The sequence below is a fragment of the Herminiimonas glaciei genome (assembly GCF_042664955.1).
GTDB lineage: Bacteria > Pseudomonadota > Gammaproteobacteria > Burkholderiales > Burkholderiaceae_D > Oxalicibacterium > Oxalicibacterium glaciei.
Genome location: NZ_JBHTBU010000001.1, coordinates 1,119,412 through 1,135,282, shown reverse-complemented (window position 1 = coordinate 1,135,282; position 15,871 = coordinate 1,119,412). Strand labels below are relative to the sequence as shown.

The following is a 15,871-nucleotide window of genomic DNA, read 5'->3' as shown; positions in this document are numbered from 1 at the left end:
AGTGACTCCTTAAGCCTTCTCGATGTTGACCAGGAACGACTTGTATTCCGGCGTCTGTGTATTCGCATCCCCCACGAACGGGGTCAGTGTATTCACCAGATAACCGGGACGTGCCACACCGACAAAGCCCCAGTGATTCGGCAAGCCCACCGTGTCGACTTTCTTGCCATCGCAATCCAACTGCGGAATGCGCTTGCTGACCAATGCCACACACTTGATGAATCCTCGTTTCGAAGAGACTTTCACCCAATCCCCATTGCCTATGCCCTTGGCTTTCGCCAGTTCTTCACCAATTTCAACAAACTGCTGCGGCTGGATGATGGCCGAAGTCAGTACGTTTTTCGTCCAATAGTGGAAGTGCTCGGTCAGGCGATAGCTGGTTGCCACATACGGAAAGTCTTTCGCCGTACCGAGGTTTTCCATATCCGCCTTGAACACGCGCGCCGCAGGATTGGCCCTCGCCTTCGGATTGTTCGGATGCATCGGATTGTTTGCCAATGGCGATTCGAACGGTTCGTAATGCTCGGGCAACGGACCTTCCGCCATGCCGCTCGGGGCAAACAGGCGCGACACGCCTTCGGCCGTCATGATGAAAGGCTGAACTCTATCGGCTTCGCCCGGATTTGCATCCGGCCGGATGTCCGGTATATCCGAGCCACCCCAACTCGTGCCACTCCATTGCACCAGCTTGCGTTTGGCATCCCATGGTTTGCCGTCCGGTGCGCTGGATGCGGCGTTGTACAGGATGCGGCGGTTGGCCGGCCAGGCCCAGGCCCAGTTCAGTGTTTGACCTATGCCCCATGGATCGGAATTGTCACGCCTTGCCATCTGGTTACCGGCCTGCGTCCACGAACCGGCATAAATCCAGCAACCGCAGGCGGTGCTACCGTCATCCCGCAGCAAGCCGAAGCCGGACACCTGCTCGCCGGCCTTCGCCAGTATCTTGGTCGCATCTTTCGGATCGGCCAGGTCGCTCAGGGCCTTGCCGTTGTATTCCATTGCCAGCTCTTGCGCCGAAGGGCTGTGCGGAATCTTGTACGGCCAGGTCAGGTTGACGATAGGGTCAGGGAAAGCGCCGCCGTCTTTTTGGTAAGCGGTTTTTACCCGATGGAAGATATCGGCAATGATTTCAGCATCGCCGCGCGCTTCACCCGGAGGTTCCGCGCCCTTCCAGTGCCATTGCAACCAGCGACCGGAGTTGGTCAGCGAACCGTCTTCTTCAGCGAAGCATGTCGACGGCAGGCGGAACACCGTGGTCTGGATATCCTTGCTGTTGACGTCGTTATGTTCGTTATAGTTTTTCCAGAAATCAGCGGTCTCTGTCGCCAGCGGATCGATGATGACGAGGAACTTCAGCTTGGACAAACCATTGATGATTTTCTTCTTGTCCGGGAATGAGCCGACCGGATTAAAGCCCTGGCAAATATAGCCGTTCAGCTTGCCCTGGTTCATCAGTTCGAAGGCTTGCAAGATGTCGTACACCTTGTCGATCTTCGGCAGGTAGTGGAAAGCCCAGGAATTCTCGGCGGTGGCGGCATTGCCCCACCAGGATTTTTGCAGGCTGACAAAGAACTTCGGATAGTTTTGCCAGTAGCTCATCTGGTTAGGACGCAGCGGCTTCAGCGCACGCGGCTTGTAATACGTGTCGAGATCCTGCTCGGCCTCGGTCGCCAGCGACAGATAACCAGGCAGCGAATTCGACAGCAAGCCGAGGTCGGTCAGGCCCTGGATATTGCTATGGCCGCGCAAGGCATTCATGCCGCCGCCGGCAATACCGATATTGCCGAGCAAGAGTTGCATGATGGCCGCGGTACGTATCATTTCCGAACCCTGGCTATGCTGGGTCCAGCCCAATGCGTACATCACGGTCATGGCCTTGTTCGGCACTGCAGTGGTCGAAATCATTTCACACACCTTGAGGAATTTATCCTTCGGTGTGCCGGTGATGCGGCTGACCATTTCCGGCGTATAGCGCGAGTAATGATGCTTCATTACCTGCAGTACGCAACGCGGATGCTCCATCGTTGGGTCGACTTTGGCAAAGCCCTTCTCGTCCAGCTCGTAGCCCCAGCTCTTATTGTTATAGCGGCGCTTGGCTTCGTCGTAACCGGTGAACAAGCCATCGCTAAAACCATAATCCTCGCCGACGATGAAAGAGGCATTGGTATAGTTTTTGACGTATTCCTGCTGGATTTTATTATTGCTGAGCAGGTAGTTGAGCACGCCTCCGAGGAAGGCGATATCGCTACCGGCGCGGATAGGCGCGTAGTAATCACTCATCGCAGCCGAACGCGTGAAACGCGGATCGACAACAATCAGCTTGGCCTTATTGTGGTGCTTGGCTTCGATTACCCATTTGAAACCGCAAGGATGGGCTTCGGCGGCATTGCCACCCATGATTAATACAAGATCGGCGTTTTTGATGTCCACCCAGTGGTTGGTCATCGCACCTCGTCCAAACGTCGGAGCCAGACTGGCTACCGTAGGACCGTGTCAAACCCTCGCCTGGTTATCGAAGATGAGCATCCCCATCGAACGCATCACCTTGTGCGTGATGTAGCCCGTTTCATTGGAGGATGCGGAAGCGGCCAGCATGCCGGTACTGACCCAGCGATTGACCACTTTGCCATCTGCATTGTTGGCGATGAAGTTGGCGTCGCGATCTTCCTTCATCAGCTTGGCAATACGCGCCATTGCGGTATCCCAGGACACGCGCTTCCATTCGGTGCTGCCGGGTTCGCGGATTTCCGGATACTTCAGGCGATTGGTGCTGTGCACGAAGTCGAGCAAGCCTGCGCCCTTCGGACACAAGGTGCCGCGGTTGACCGGATGATCCGGATCGCCTTCGATGTGGATGATGTCGGATGTAACGTTCTTGGCCTTGTCACCCAGGCTGTACATGATCAGGCCGCAACCGACGGAGCAATACGGGCAGGTATTGCGGGTTTCGGTGGCGCGTGCCAGCTTGAAGTTGCGCGTTTCGGCCAATGCCAGTGTCGGCGAAAAGCCCAGCGCAACCATGCTGGAAGCCATCAGCCCGGCTCCGGTTACCTTAAAAAACTGCCTGCGATTCATGTCCATCGGGTAGCCCTCCTGCAAGGTTTTTATTGCTCTCGGTTTGGATCCAACAAATGCATGTTCGTTATTTATCTGGTCGTTATTTAACGCGGCCGCGTGTAGCCCCGCTATTGATTTGTACTGTGTTTATTTCTTGGGTGCGCTGCCGTCACCGCCGGTACTGGCCGGAGCTCCACCGCTCTTGGCACCGTCTTTTTCCTGGTTGCCGACCATGCCGCCGATTGCAGTGCCGCCTTCAGCGGGGCCACTGCCGGATTTGGTACTGGTTTCATTGCCTGATTGCGGTGTGACGGCAGGAGCGGCTTGCCCTGCGGCAGGTGTATTAAGTGTGGGGCTGGGCGGTGCGGAAGGTGAATTGCGGTCGCATGCAGATAAGGCGATGAGTGCAAGCGTTACACAAGAGAAAGTAAGCGGCAGATTCATGGCTATCCCGAATATTGAATGCATCAAATTCGACCCGGTATGGGTTGGCTGCATTCAATATAACAGTCAAAACTTTGCGATTCAAAGGTATTGGGGCTTTTCCGAATATGCTATTTATAACCAGTTATTTTTACGCAGGGCAAAAAAGGCCGTGATTAGCAAAGGAGCTGTAATCAGGTGAAAACCACCCCGGACGGGGTGGCAGATAGGCTGGTAGCGGCTGTTGCTGTGTCTAGCCGGCGTCGCCGCCGCTGACAAAATGCTTTTCCTTGTGCAGGTAATGGGCCAGCCACTGCAACAAGGCAACCGCATCGCCGAATTCCATGAAGCCCTCGCTTTTGCCGTCACCAAACAATGGCTTGCCGTCCAGCGAACTGTCTATCACCAAGCCGTCAAAGCTTGCCATTGGCATATAGCCCTGCTCTACCTTGAAGGTATTCGCATTCAGGATGGCATCCATGACGTGGTCCAGGAACTGGATTTCCGGCGTGCGCATGGACGCCAGATTATGTTCCTTCAGGAACATCCCGACCGACAACAAGGCATTGCTGATCACGACCCGTAGATAGGTCATCTTTTGCAAGGGACTTTCATGCAAGGCTTTGCTGGAAGCCTGGAGATCCAGCACGGTAGTCGCTTGTGCATTGTCGACCACGATATTGCCGGCGGAACCGGTTTTTGCCTGTTTCTTCTTCCGGTGCAGCATGAGCACGGGCGCGGTGCCGGGCTCGACATCACCGGCCTTGGTCGATTGCAGGATCATTGCAATCGAGACCGGCAATACCCGCAATTGTTCTTCGATCAGGTGGATGGCTAACAGAGAGGTACTTTCTCTACACGCGTTGCTCATATCAACTCCTTCTATGATGGATAGCCTGTTGAGAATGATAGTAAAGCGGGTCCGACAAACAGACTGTACGCCAGCGCACAACGAAATTCAATTGCTGCACCAACTATTCCGCGAGGCAATCACCGCGAGTGCTGCCTGTGATCCAGCGTCAGATAGCTATGCTTGAATAAAACGCGCAATGTCATGACCCAAAACAAGGCCAGCATCCAGCCGGCAAGAATATCGCTCGGATAGTGATAACCGAGATACATGCGACTTAACCCTACCAGCGCCGCGAATACCAGGCCTGTCAGCAATGCTGTCGTATGCCAGCTGCTGACGCGCAACAACACCAGCAATGCAACAACGATCGCCATCGAGTGCGTCGCATGTCCGCTAGGGAAGCCAAATGAAGTTGCCGCGGTATCCAGCCACAACTCGGGGCGAGCCCGCTGTATCAAACCTTTCATCACATTGCCGAGGGTGGCGGCACCGGCAATCGCCAGCAGCCAGAACAAGGCGGTGCGCCACAGCTGTCGATATAGCAGGTAGCACAACATGCATACACTCAGTACCGTTACCAACATCGAGATCCATACTGCGAAATGACTGGGCAATGATTCCGCCTGCACCCGCAATGCCCACAGGAACGCACGCTCCAGTGCCAGTAAACCACCGTTCCTTATCTTGTCCGCCATCACGAGGAACAAAACAAAGGGCAAGATGATGCCCAACAGGCACACCAAAGCCTTGAGGCGCTCACGATAGAAATAAATACGAAGGGAGGAAAATTGTTGGTTCGGCTGGTAGAAATACCGCTGCAGCGAATTAATCATCTGTGCTCGTTTACATTGGGCTGGGAGGACTTGAAGTTCACTTGCCGACCTTAACCGCAGCAGGCATTACTTCAAAAGCAGCGCAATGCTAAGCAAACAGAATGACCGGGAGATGACAGCAATGGTCGCCAACAACAATATAGGTATGTGGGCAGATGATTGCGCGGTAGTACAGGCGCGAGACAGATGCGCTCTGAGGTATCAAGCTGCATAAAAAAAGGGCTGAAACAGTTTTTAACTGCTTCAGCCCCGATTCAATAAACTGGTCAAGGACTTAGCGTGCCGCTGCGTGCGATTCAAACAGCGGGATGCCGCGCCGCATCTTCATTTGCATGTCTTCGAGGAAGGCCGCCGGGCCATAGCCCAGGGTTTGCCCATGTTGTTCATAGAAGAATGGACGATTGGTTTGCTGGCTGAAATTCATCATCCATTCCAGTTCCGCTTTCGTCAGGTCGCGCCCGCCATATGCAAGGCGGTAGGCCGGCTGGCCGCGCCAGGTGGTCTGCACGATGATGACGCCCAGTTGGGTCGGCTTGAACGAATCTGGAAACGGACTACCCTCATCCACCCAGCCGCAAATAAACTGGCGGCAAGGCGATTCCGGCCGCGTTTCATAAATGGTGCAACCGCCATCCTTCACGAAGTGGCAACGCACGCCCGGGCGCATTTCATGGCCATAGATGGTCGACTTCAACCAACCGTCGCAGCAGGCGGTGCAATCGCCGCATTCGCGACGTTCGCTGCTGGCCGGTACGGGGCGTACGGGTGCTATCTGTATCACCTTGCCGCAGCATTTTTTGTATTTATTGCCGCTGCCACAAGGGCAAGGATCATTTCTGCTCGGTTTCACTGCCTGAACTGCCTTTCATACGATGACCGGATGCTGCGGGGTACTCAGCTTGCCTGCATGCATCCACGGTGTGATCCGTCGCGTAAAACGACATGGATCCAGCCCTAGATTATGCACCACCCGGCCATTTTCATGTGCGCGCTCAGCTATTTACCGTGACTCCCGCAGCAAGCTCTGCCTCTTCTTCCTTGCGATAAGCCATCCGATACAACAATGGCAATACCAGCAAGGTCAGCATGGTAGACGACAGGATGCCACCGATAACCACGGTCGCCAGCGGTCGCTGCACCTCGGCGCCGGTACCGGTGGCAATTGCCATCGGTACGAAACCGAGCGAGGCCACCAGGGCCGTCATCAAGACCGGACGCAGGCGTGTCAGGGCACCTTCACGCACTGCGGCGGCCAGCGCATGCCCTTCTTCGCGCAGGCTGCGGATAAATGAGATCATGACCAAACCGTTCAGCACTGCCACCCCTGACAGCGCAATAAAGCCGACCGCCGCAGAAATGGAGATCGGAATATCGCGTAACCAGAGTGCGATGATGCCACCTGTTAACGCAAACGGTATCCCGCTGAAGACCAGCAAGCCGTCTTTCATATTGCCAAACATGACGAACAGCAAAGTGAAGACCAGCGCCAGCGCGACCGGGATCACCAGTTGCAGGCGCTCGGTGGCGGATTGCAATTGCTCGAACTGTCCGCCCCAGCTCATCCAGTAGCCGGCCGGGATTTTGACTTGCTGGGCGATTTGCTGTTCAGCGTCGGAGACAAAAGAACCGATGTCGCGTCCGCGCACATTGGCGCTGACGACGATGCGGCGCTTGCCGTTTTCACGGCTGACCTGGTTCGGCCCCGGCGCCACATCCAGCGTGGCGACTTCGCCGAGCGGAATATAGCTGGTGCGCGCCGCCCCACCCTGTTCACGCGGCAATGGCAAAGGCAGGCGTTTGATGGCTTCGAGGTCATTACGCACGTTTTCCGGCAGGCGTACCAGGATGTCGAAACGGCGATCGCCCTGGAACAGCGTTCCCGCTTCCTTGCCGCCGGTGGCGGTGGCGATGGTGTCCTGCACATCGGCCACATTCAAACCATAACGTGCGGTTTTTTCGCGGTCGATATTCACCGTCAGCATAGGCAAGCCGGTGGTCTGCTCCACTTTTACTTCGGCCGCCCCCGGTATTTTGCCCAGTACCGTCGCGATCTCGGCCGCCGTATCATTCAGCACTTCCATATCATCGCCAAACAATTTGACCGCCACATCGCTACGCACGCCGGATATCAACTCATTGAAGCGTAACTGGATAGGCTGCGAAAACTCGTAGTTATTGCCCGGCAGCTTGGCGACGGTATCGCGTATCGCCTGCAATAATTCATCGCGTGATTTCTTCGGCTCCGGCCAGTCAGCTTCCGGTTTGAGCATGACCAGGCCGTCGGAAATATTCGGCGGCATCGGATCGGATGCAATTTCCGCCGTGCCTGTCCTTGAGACAACGCGTTCAACTTCCGGATGCGCTTTCTTGAGCGCGACTTCCAGCTGCTTCTGCATTTCCACCGATTGCGTCAGGCTGGTACCCGGTATGCGCAGGGATTGGATCGCGATATCACCTTCATTCAGGTTAGGCACGAACTCGCTACCCATGCGCGTCGCCAGCAAGCCTGACAGCAAGACCAGGACGAAGGCAAAGGTCAGCACCACCGGCTTGTTCGCCATCACATAATCCAGCGCCGGTGCGTACCAGCGCTTGGCTGCCTGCATCAGCACATTTTCCTTTTCCGCGACCTTGTCACCGATAAAGAGTGCGACCGCAGCCGGGATGAAGGTGATGGACAGGATCATCGCGCCAACCAGCGCGATCACGACGGTGAAGGCCATCGGATGGAACATGCGCCCTTCCACGCCACTCAGCGCGAAGATAGGCAGGTAGACCACCATGATGATCAATTGGCCAAAGATCAGCGGACGCCGTGCTTCCTTTGCGGCTGCAAACACTTCATGGAAACGCTCGCTGCGATTCAGCGGCCTTCCCTTGCCGGCCTGTGCATGCGCCAGTCGGCGCACACAGTTTTCCACGATCACCACCGCGCCGTCGACGATGATGCCGAAGTCGAGCGCCCCCAGGCTCATCAGGTTGGCACTGACCTTGTAGGTCACCATTCCACTAAAGGTAAACAACATGGAGAGCGGGATCACCATCGCGGTAATCAGGGCGGCGCGGAAGTTGCCAAGGAAGAGGAAGAGTACGACGATCACCAGTACCGCACCTTCCAGCAGATTCTTCTTCACCGTATTGATGGCTTTATCGACCAGCACGGTGCGGTCATACACGGTCACCGCCTTCACGCCTTCCGGCAGGCTGCGATTGATCTCCACCATCTTTTTGTCAACCGCTTGCGAAACGGTACGGCTGTTCTGCCCTATCAGCATGAAGACCGTACCCAGCACGACTTCGCGCCCATTCTCGGTCGCCGCACCGGTACGCAATTCACGTCCGATCTGGACTTCACCGACATCGCGGATGCGGATAGGCACGCCCTGTACATTGCCGAGGATGATGTTGCCGATATCGGCAATCGACTGCACCTGGCCCGGTGCGCGTATCAGTAATTGCTCGCCGCGCTTTTCGATATAACCGGCACCGACGTTGCCATTATTGCGTTCCAGCGCCGTGACGATATCCTGCAGGTTCAGGCCATAGGACGCCAGGCGTTCGGCCACCGGTGCGACTTGGTACTCCTTCGCAAAGCCGCCTATGGTATTGATCTCGGTGACGCCCGGCACATTGCGCAATTGCGGCTTGATAATCCAGTCCTGGATTTCGCGCAGGTCGGTCGGCGTGTAGGCGGAGCCATCCGGCTTCTTCGCGCCTTCCTTCGCCTCTACCGTCCACAGGTAAATCTCGCCAAGGCCGGTTGAAATCGGCCCCATCGCAGGCGTGATGCCGGGTGGCAGGTTCTGCCGCGCTTCCTGTATCCGCTCGCTGATCATCTGGCGCGCAAAATAGATGTCGGTGCCATCCTTGAAAATCACCGTGATCTGCGACAGGCCGTAACGTGACAGCGAACGGGTCTGTTCCAGGTGCGGCAAGCCGGCCATCACCGTTTCTATCGGATAGGTAATCCTTTGCTCGGTTTCCAGCGGTGAATAACCGGGTGCCGCCGTATTGATCTGCACCTGTACATTGGTAATGTCAGGTACCGCATCGATAGGCAACTTCTGGTAGTTGTAGATGCCGAATGCAGCCATGCCGCTTACAGCCAGCATGACCAGCCAGCGTTGCGCTATCGCAAAGCTAATGAGACGTTCAAACATGATGAAGGCTCCTTCGCATCAATGTGTGTGTTCGGCACTGGCTTTACCCAGTTCCGATTTGATGACGAAGCTGCCGCCGGCCGCGTATTCGCTGCCCGCCTTCAGGCCTTTGACGATTTCCACCCGTTTGCCATCGGTGCGGCCGGTACTGACTTCCTGTGCAATGAAACCATCGGCAACCTTGACGAAGACCACCGGTTTGTCATTGATGGTTTGTATCGCATCAGTCGCGACTGCAACCGGCACTTCCACTTCATTCGCGACGATTTCCACATTCACGAACAGGCCCGGACGCCAGGTGCCCTGCGGATTGGCCAGCGTTACGCGGGCATTCGCGGTACGGGTCTGTACACCGAGCAAGGAACCGACATAAGCCACGGTACCGGTCGCAGTGGAATCAAATGCGCTGGCTTTCACGGTTACCTTTTCGCCGACACGTACTGCATTCAGATCCTTGGCCGGGACTGCAATATCCGCCCACACGGTAGACAGGTCGGACAGCGTGAAGATATTCGCATCTTCCTTCACCGCCTCGCCCAGCGAGATGTGCTTTTCCACCACGATGCCATCAAAGGGAGCGCGTATTTCGTAACGGTTGAACGCACCGGCGGAGCCTGCATCCGCACCAAGTGCCGACAATTTCTGGCGTGCATTCTGTACGGCGATTTCGGTTTCATGCAGTACTTGCTGCGCTTGCAGGTAATCCTGTTCGGCCGAAATTTTCTCTTGCCACAATTTTTTTTCACGCTCGTAAGTGAGCTTGGCCAGTGTCAGGCGCTTTTGCGCGGCAAACAATTCGCTGCGCTGTTCGGACAAACCGGTACTGGCGATCACGGCCAATACCTGCCCTTTCCTGACTTGCTGCCCGAGGTTGGCCGGTACGCTTTGTACGACACCGGCCAGGCGTGGCACTACGTGCGCAGTGCGATCTTCGTTGAACTGGATTTCACCCGGCAAGACCAGCGCGGTCTTGATATGCGCGGCATCGGCCACTTGCAGGCTCACACCGGCGGCTTTGATTTGCGCATCGCTCAGGAGGATTTTGTTTTCAGTTTCTTCCTTGCCGGCGTCCGCTTTTTTGCCTTCTTCAGCGTGATGTTCACCATCTGCATGTTTATCTGCATCGGCATGATCCTTGTCGCCGGATTTCTTCTCGGCATGATGTTCGCTATCGCCATGACTGTCGGCGTGGCCGTGGCTATCGCCGGCACTGCTACCGGTTTTTCCAGACAGGAGGATCAGGCCACCCAACAAGATACCGATGGCAATGATTGCTGCGATGGTCATGCTTTGTTTTTTGTTCAAATTGATTTTCATGATGTCTTCTTATGGCTTGTTGGCGTAGGCAGGCGCACCGAGGATGCGATCGATCTCGGCGGCGGCGCTGTGGGCTTCGGCTAAGGTGCGCAAGTATTGCGATCTGGCTTGCAGCAAGGTGCGCTGCGCATCCAGTACATCAAGGAAGTTGAACTTACCGAATTCAAAACCGGTAGTGGCAGCATCGTAGGCGCTTTGCGCACCCGGCAGGATGTCGCGTTGCAAGGTGTCGGCTTCTATCCGCGTGGTATTCAGGCGTTCATATGCTTGCGCCATTTCGCCATCGAGGCGGATTTCCGTCGCGTTCAACTCATCCCGTGCCTTGTCGACACGGCGCAAGGATTCCAGGATATTGCCCTGGTTGCGGTCAAACATCGGGAATGGAATCGACAAACCGACCACCGCCTGGTTGCCGGCATCACCATTCTGTTTCACACCCATGCTGACGGTGACATCCGGTATACGGCGGCTCTTCTCGACTTCCGCAACCGCTTGCAGGCGCTCCAGTTCATGCCGCGCGCGTATCAGTAATGGCGACTGGTTCAGGCGTGCATTCAGTTCCGGCCATTGCGGCAAGGCAGGCAGGCTTTCCACATTGCCTTGCGCCTGCGGGAAGCGCGGCACAGGATTGCCCCAGGTCGCCGCCAGGCGTTTGCGTGCAATCACAAGTTCACTTTTCGCCTGGCTGAGTTCCAGCCGCACATTTGCTTCCGCTACGCGCGCCTTGGTTTCTTCAACCGGCGAGACCTTGCCCGCCGCCACACGACGTGACGCCACCAAGCTGCCGCGTTGTGCCAGTTGCAGTGAAGCTTCGGCCAGGCGCAAACGTTCTTGTGCATTCAGGACATTAAAGAAAGCCGTAATGACGAGCGCGCGTATTTCTGCACGCTTGCTGTTCAAATCGGCATACGCAGTGTCGTAAGCTCGACTGGCGGCATTGATACGCGCGGTACGCTTGCCACCGAGTTCTATCGGCTGGTTCACCAGCCAGGTAGTAGTACGTGTGTCACGCTGCGCGCCTTCAAGCTGTACCGAGACCTCGGGATTGGGTATCAGCCCGGCTTGTTTGATCGTCGCATCGACTGCCGCCGCTTCATTACGCGCAGCGGACAGGTCCGCATTGCCGTCCAGCGCCAGCGCAAGCGCGGCCTCCAGCGTCAGGCCGGCGGCCGGTTCTACGATACGGTTTGCGGTCAGGCCACTTTCAACCGGTCCATAAGTCTGTGCAAACGCCGGTGCCAGCGCAAGCGCGGCTATGCCCAGCGGCAATAAATACCTGTACATCGAATTCTCCTGTGGATGGGGAAAGAATTCGACGAGACTTCAGTGTGAATTAAATGAAAAGATAGTCCCGTCGAGTCAGGCGACGGGATGCCGGTCAGGCCGTCGGGGCCCGTCCGGTATATGCGAGGAGTACAGCGGAGGATGCAACTCGGTGTGGACATTGCCGAGCGGGATCAGTGCCGGCGGCAATTGTGACAGGAACAAGCCCTGGCTATCCGGATGATGGAAGTCTTTATGTACCTTCAACGACTGTGGATTGTCGCCCGGCAGTTCAGTGTCTTCCTGATGCTTGTGATGACCGAAGTGCGCACCTGTAGTGGCGTTCTCATGCTGGCAATAGGCAGCTGCCGCAGCCCAGGTGAACTGGAGCGGCAGAGCTAACAGCATCAGGATGATCAGCAGTTTTTTCACGGTCTGAATCATAACATCGTTTTATTTCAGGGCAAATACAATGGCTGCGAGCTGTTGTATCAGACTGCACGTAACAGGCGCAAACCATTAAAGACCACCAGCAGGCTGGCCCCCATATCGGCGAATACGGCCATCCACAAAGTTGCTTCGCCACCGAGTGCCAGTACCAGGAAGACTGCCTTGATGCCCAGCGCCAGCGTAATGTTTTGCATCAGTACGGTATGCGTCTTTTTGCTCAGGCCGATAAAATCTGCCAACTTGCCCAGGTTGTCGTCCATCAATGCAACGTCAGCGGTTTCCAGCGCAGTATCAGTACCCGCCGCCCCCATCGCAAAGCCGATGTCGGCCTTGGCCAGTGCCGGCGCATCGTTGATACCATCACCCACCATGCCGACGTAACCATAACGCGCGCGCAATTCATTAATCGCCGCCAGTTTATCGTCGGGCAATTGATTGCCGCGTACATCGCTGATGCCGACCTTGCCACCGATTGCTTCCGCGGTATGCGGGTTATCACCTGTCAGCATGACGACCTGCACACCCATCTGCTGCAACTTGGCTACCGCGGCCTGGCTGCTGTCACGGATGGTATCGGCTGCCGCCAGTATCAATAAAGGCGAGGCACCAGAACCCAGTACCACGGCAGTCTTGCCGGTTTGCTCAAACGCATCCAGCGCCGCTTCGAGCTCGGGGCCGCAAATGCCCAGTTCGTGGATTAAACGATGGTTGCCAAGGTAATAGGGTTCACCACCTATCATGCCGCGCACACCGCGCCCGGTCAGTGCTTCAAAATCGCTGACTTCATGCAAAGCCTCTGTGCTTTGTTGCGCCTGCCAGTGCGCAACCACCGCTGACGATACCGGATGGTCGGAACGTTGCGACAGGCTGGCCGCCAGGCGCAACATGCCGTGCAAATCACCGGTATGGATTTGCTGTGTATCGGTCACGACCGGTTTACCGACCGTGATGGTGCCGGTTTTATCCAGTGCCAGTGCTTTCAGCTTGCGTCCCAGTTCCAGATAGACGCCGCCCTTGATCAGGATGCCGTGGCGTGCCGCCGCAGCCAGGCCACTGACGACGGTAACCGGAGTTGAGATCACCAGCGCACATGGGCAGGCGATCACCAGCAATACCAGTGCCTTATACAACCATGGCTGGAACGGCTGCGCCAGCAATAAAGGCGGCAAGACCGCGACCAGGATCGCCAGCAACACGACGATAGGAATGTAATAGCGCGCGAACTGATCGACAAAACGCTGGGTAGGCGCACGCTCACCCTGCACTTGCTGCACGCTCTTGATGATGCGCGCCAGTGTCGAATTCGATTGCAAGGCGGTCACACGATAATCAAAGGTGCCGCGTTCATTGATGGTGCCGGCAAAGACGGTGTCACCGCTTTGTTTGGCGACCGGCATGCTTTCACCTGTAATCGGTGCCTGATTGATCGTGCTTTGGCCGTCGACGATGATACCGTCCAGCGGCACGCGTTCGCCCGGCTTGACGCGCACCAGCGCATCCAGTTGTACCTGTACCGCGCTGAGCGGTAACCATTCATTGTTTTCATTGCGCACGGTCGCCATCTCCGGCGCCATTGCCATCAAGCCCTTGATCGCATTGCGTGCGCGATCCAGTGACAGCGCTTCTATCATCTCCGCCGCTGCGAACAGGAAGATCACGACTGCCGCTTCCGGCCACTGTCCTATCAGCACAGCGCCGATGACGGCCAGTGACATCAGGAAGTTCATATTCAATGAGAAATGGCGCAAGGCGATCCAGCCTTTTTTCAGCGTATCGAGACCACCGGTCAGGATCGCCGCCAGCGCCAGTGCTATCACCAGCCACGAAGTTTCATTGCCACTGGTCCATGCCACGACTTCGGAAGCGATTGCAGTCACGCCGGAGATCGCCATCAAGGTCCATTTCAATGGCGAAATACGATAATCACCGGATAACTCGCCATGGTCCGCCAAACCTTCACGCTCGACATTTTGCGTATCGGATTTGACGACCGGATCCAGGTCCAGTTTTTTCAGGGCGGCAACTATCCCTGCCACGGATGGCAAGTTGTGATGCACGGTCAATTCACGCTGCATCAGGTTGAATTCCATGCCGACGATGCCCGCCATCTTATTAAAACGATCACGGATCAGCTTTTCTTCAGTCGGGCAATCCATCTTCTGGATCAGCAAAATGGCTTGCGCAGCACCCGTGGCCACCGCTTCCGGCTGGTTTGCCGCTGGTTTGCCATGGTCATGATTGTGGTCATGGTCGCAACAGTGCATAAATCTCTCCTTGCAAAGCTATCGGTCCGTCACTATTGTATGTATTAGAAACCCTGTAGTGACTATAGGGTCAAGCGGTATTTTGAATTACTTGTCAGAGGGTTCTCAAATGACACAGCAAGCATTGAAAATCGGCGAGTTGGCGCTGCAAACCGGCTCTTCGGTAGAGACCATACGTTATTACGAACAACAGAATTTATTGCCGCAAGCGATGCGTTCGAGCAGCAACTATCGCTTGTACGGAGATGCACACGTCAAACGCCTGCAATTCATTCGCCATTGTCGCTCGCTGGACATGACGCTGGATGAAATCCGTACCTTGCTCAGTTTCCGTGATACGCCGGAAGAAAACTGTGCGGGCGTCAACACCCTGCTGGACAAGCATATAGAACACGTGTCCCATCGCATCAAGGAATTGAAAGCCTTGCAAACGGAATTGAAGCAATTGCGCAGCCGCTGCCTGACGACACAGACGGTAGAGGAATGCGGGATCTTGCAGGGATTGGCGAATGCGGAAGACAGCGAACCGAAAAACCTCGGTACGCATAGTGGCGGATGCCATTAATAAACCAGCCCGACCGCATGGCCGGGCTTGATCGCAGAACACATCTCACGATAGTGCGTGAGATGCGCCCTTCTTATTTCGCTGCTTCTACCGACAAGGCTTCACCTTCGAGATAGGTGATTTCAACCTGGTCGCCGACCTTCACTTTGGACAGTACCTTAGGATCTTTCACCTTCAGTGTGCGGGTTTCGTTGACACCGCGCAAAGTGATCTTGCCTTTCTTTTTATCGATGGCAGTCACGTCAGCCACAACCTGCACCTGGCGCGCGACGACCACACCTGGTTTCTCGCCTGGTTTTGATACGCCGGCACCTTCGGTTTCGATACGTTCACGTATGCCGTCACCCTTCTTCTTCAACTCGAGCAAGACAGCTTCACCGACGCGATACACAACCTGGTCACCGGCTTTGATCTGGTCAAAATTTTTCACGCCTTTGCCGACCTGTACCACGACTGTCTCGCCGTTTGCGCGTTGCACCGTCATCAGGCGCGCCGCCTGATCAACAGATGTAATCGTGCCGCGTGTGGTAACGGTTTCACCGACGCCCAGGCTGCCCGGCTTTTTCAATACCCGCACCTCTTCAGTCGCTGCCGGCTTATCCTGCGCGATAGCGAGATGGCCGATGCTACTGGCAGCCAGTAATGTCATGCCGATTAAACGTTTCATCATAGTGTTCCCCTGTATG

Annotated in this window: 12 protein-coding genes and 1 pseudogene; 1 reads left to right on the top strand and 12 read right to left on the bottom strand. The window is 55.9% G+C overall.

All coding sequences use genetic code 11. The annotated features are described in order from the left end of the window. Window positions 1-9: 9 nt before the first annotated feature. The 11 genes and pseudogenes from fdnG to ACFQPC_RS04955 form a co-directional block, all read right to left on the bottom strand. Window positions 10-3,081 (bottom strand): formate dehydrogenase-N subunit alpha, encoded by a 3,072-nt coding sequence (gene fdnG, locus ACFQPC_RS05005; RefSeq protein WP_382270522.1) that lies wholly within the window; start codon window positions 3,079-3,081, stop codon window positions 10-12. A 123-nt stretch (window positions 3,082-3,204) separates the two neighbouring features. Continuing rightward, window positions 3,205-3,501 carry a hypothetical protein gene (locus tag ACFQPC_RS05000; RefSeq protein ID WP_382270521.1) on the bottom strand — a complete coding sequence of 99 codons (297 nt, stop codon included), beginning with the start codon at window positions 3,499-3,501 and terminating at the stop codon, window positions 3,205-3,207. A 232-nt stretch (window positions 3,502-3,733) separates the two neighbouring features. Next, entirely contained in the window at window positions 3,734-4,351 is a 618-nt protein-coding gene (locus tag ACFQPC_RS04995; protein ID WP_382270520.1) for a hypothetical protein, read from the bottom strand. Window positions 4,352-4,470: 119 nt separating this feature from the next. Next, window positions 4,471-5,166, bottom strand: coding sequence for a phosphatase PAP2 family protein (locus ACFQPC_RS04990; protein ID WP_382270518.1), 696 nt, complete (start codon window positions 5,164-5,166; stop codon window positions 4,471-4,473). Between the two features lie 274 nt (window positions 5,167-5,440). Then, window positions 5,441-5,947: a hypothetical protein gene (locus ACFQPC_RS04985; RefSeq protein WP_382271905.1), complete on the bottom strand. Its 507-nt coding sequence runs from the start codon at window positions 5,945-5,947 to the stop codon at window positions 5,441-5,443. Continuing rightward, window positions 5,948-6,016: pseudogene (locus ACFQPC_RS04980) on the bottom strand (SEC-C metal-binding domain-containing protein); the annotation flags it as partial. A gap of 142 nt (window positions 6,017-6,158) precedes the next feature. Continuing rightward, entirely contained in the window at window positions 6,159-9,326 is a 3,168-nt protein-coding gene (locus ACFQPC_RS04975; protein ID WP_382270516.1) for a CusA/CzcA family heavy metal efflux RND transporter, read from the bottom strand. Between the two features lie 18 nt (window positions 9,327-9,344). Next, window positions 9,345-10,643 carry an efflux RND transporter periplasmic adaptor subunit gene (locus ACFQPC_RS04970; protein ID WP_382270514.1) on the bottom strand — a complete coding sequence of 433 codons (1,299 nt, stop codon included), beginning with the start codon at window positions 10,641-10,643 and terminating at the stop codon, window positions 9,345-9,347. A 9-nt stretch (window positions 10,644-10,652) separates the two neighbouring features. After that, window positions 10,653-11,927, bottom strand: a complete 1,275-nt coding sequence (locus tag ACFQPC_RS04965) for a TolC family protein (RefSeq protein ID WP_382270512.1) — start codon at window positions 11,925-11,927, stop codon at window positions 10,653-10,655. A gap of 75 nt (window positions 11,928-12,002) precedes the next feature. Next, window positions 12,003-12,338 carry a cobalt-zinc-cadmium resistance protein gene (locus tag ACFQPC_RS04960; protein WP_382270510.1) on the bottom strand — a complete coding sequence of 112 codons (336 nt, stop codon included), beginning with the start codon at window positions 12,336-12,338 and terminating at the stop codon, window positions 12,003-12,005. Window positions 12,339-12,397: 59 nt separating this feature from the next. Then, a complete protein-coding gene (locus ACFQPC_RS04955; RefSeq protein WP_382270508.1) occupies window positions 12,398-14,620 on the bottom strand; it encodes a heavy metal translocating P-type ATPase in 2,223 nt (740 codons plus the stop codon). 109 nt (window positions 14,621-14,729) lie between these two features. On the opposite strand from ACFQPC_RS04955, the gene cadR reads away from it, so the two are divergent. Continuing rightward, window positions 14,730-15,185: a Cd(II)/Pb(II)-responsive transcriptional regulator gene (cadR, locus tag ACFQPC_RS04950; protein ID WP_382270506.1), complete on the top strand. Its 456-nt coding sequence runs from the start codon at window positions 14,730-14,732 to the stop codon at window positions 15,183-15,185. 73 nt (window positions 15,186-15,258) lie between these two features. Here the strand turns inward: cadR and ACFQPC_RS04945 are convergent, their stop codons facing one another. Next, window positions 15,259-15,855 carry a hypothetical protein gene (locus tag ACFQPC_RS04945; protein WP_382270505.1) on the bottom strand — a complete coding sequence of 199 codons (597 nt, stop codon included), beginning with the start codon at window positions 15,853-15,855 and terminating at the stop codon, window positions 15,259-15,261. Window positions 15,856-15,871: the final 16 nt, after the last annotated feature.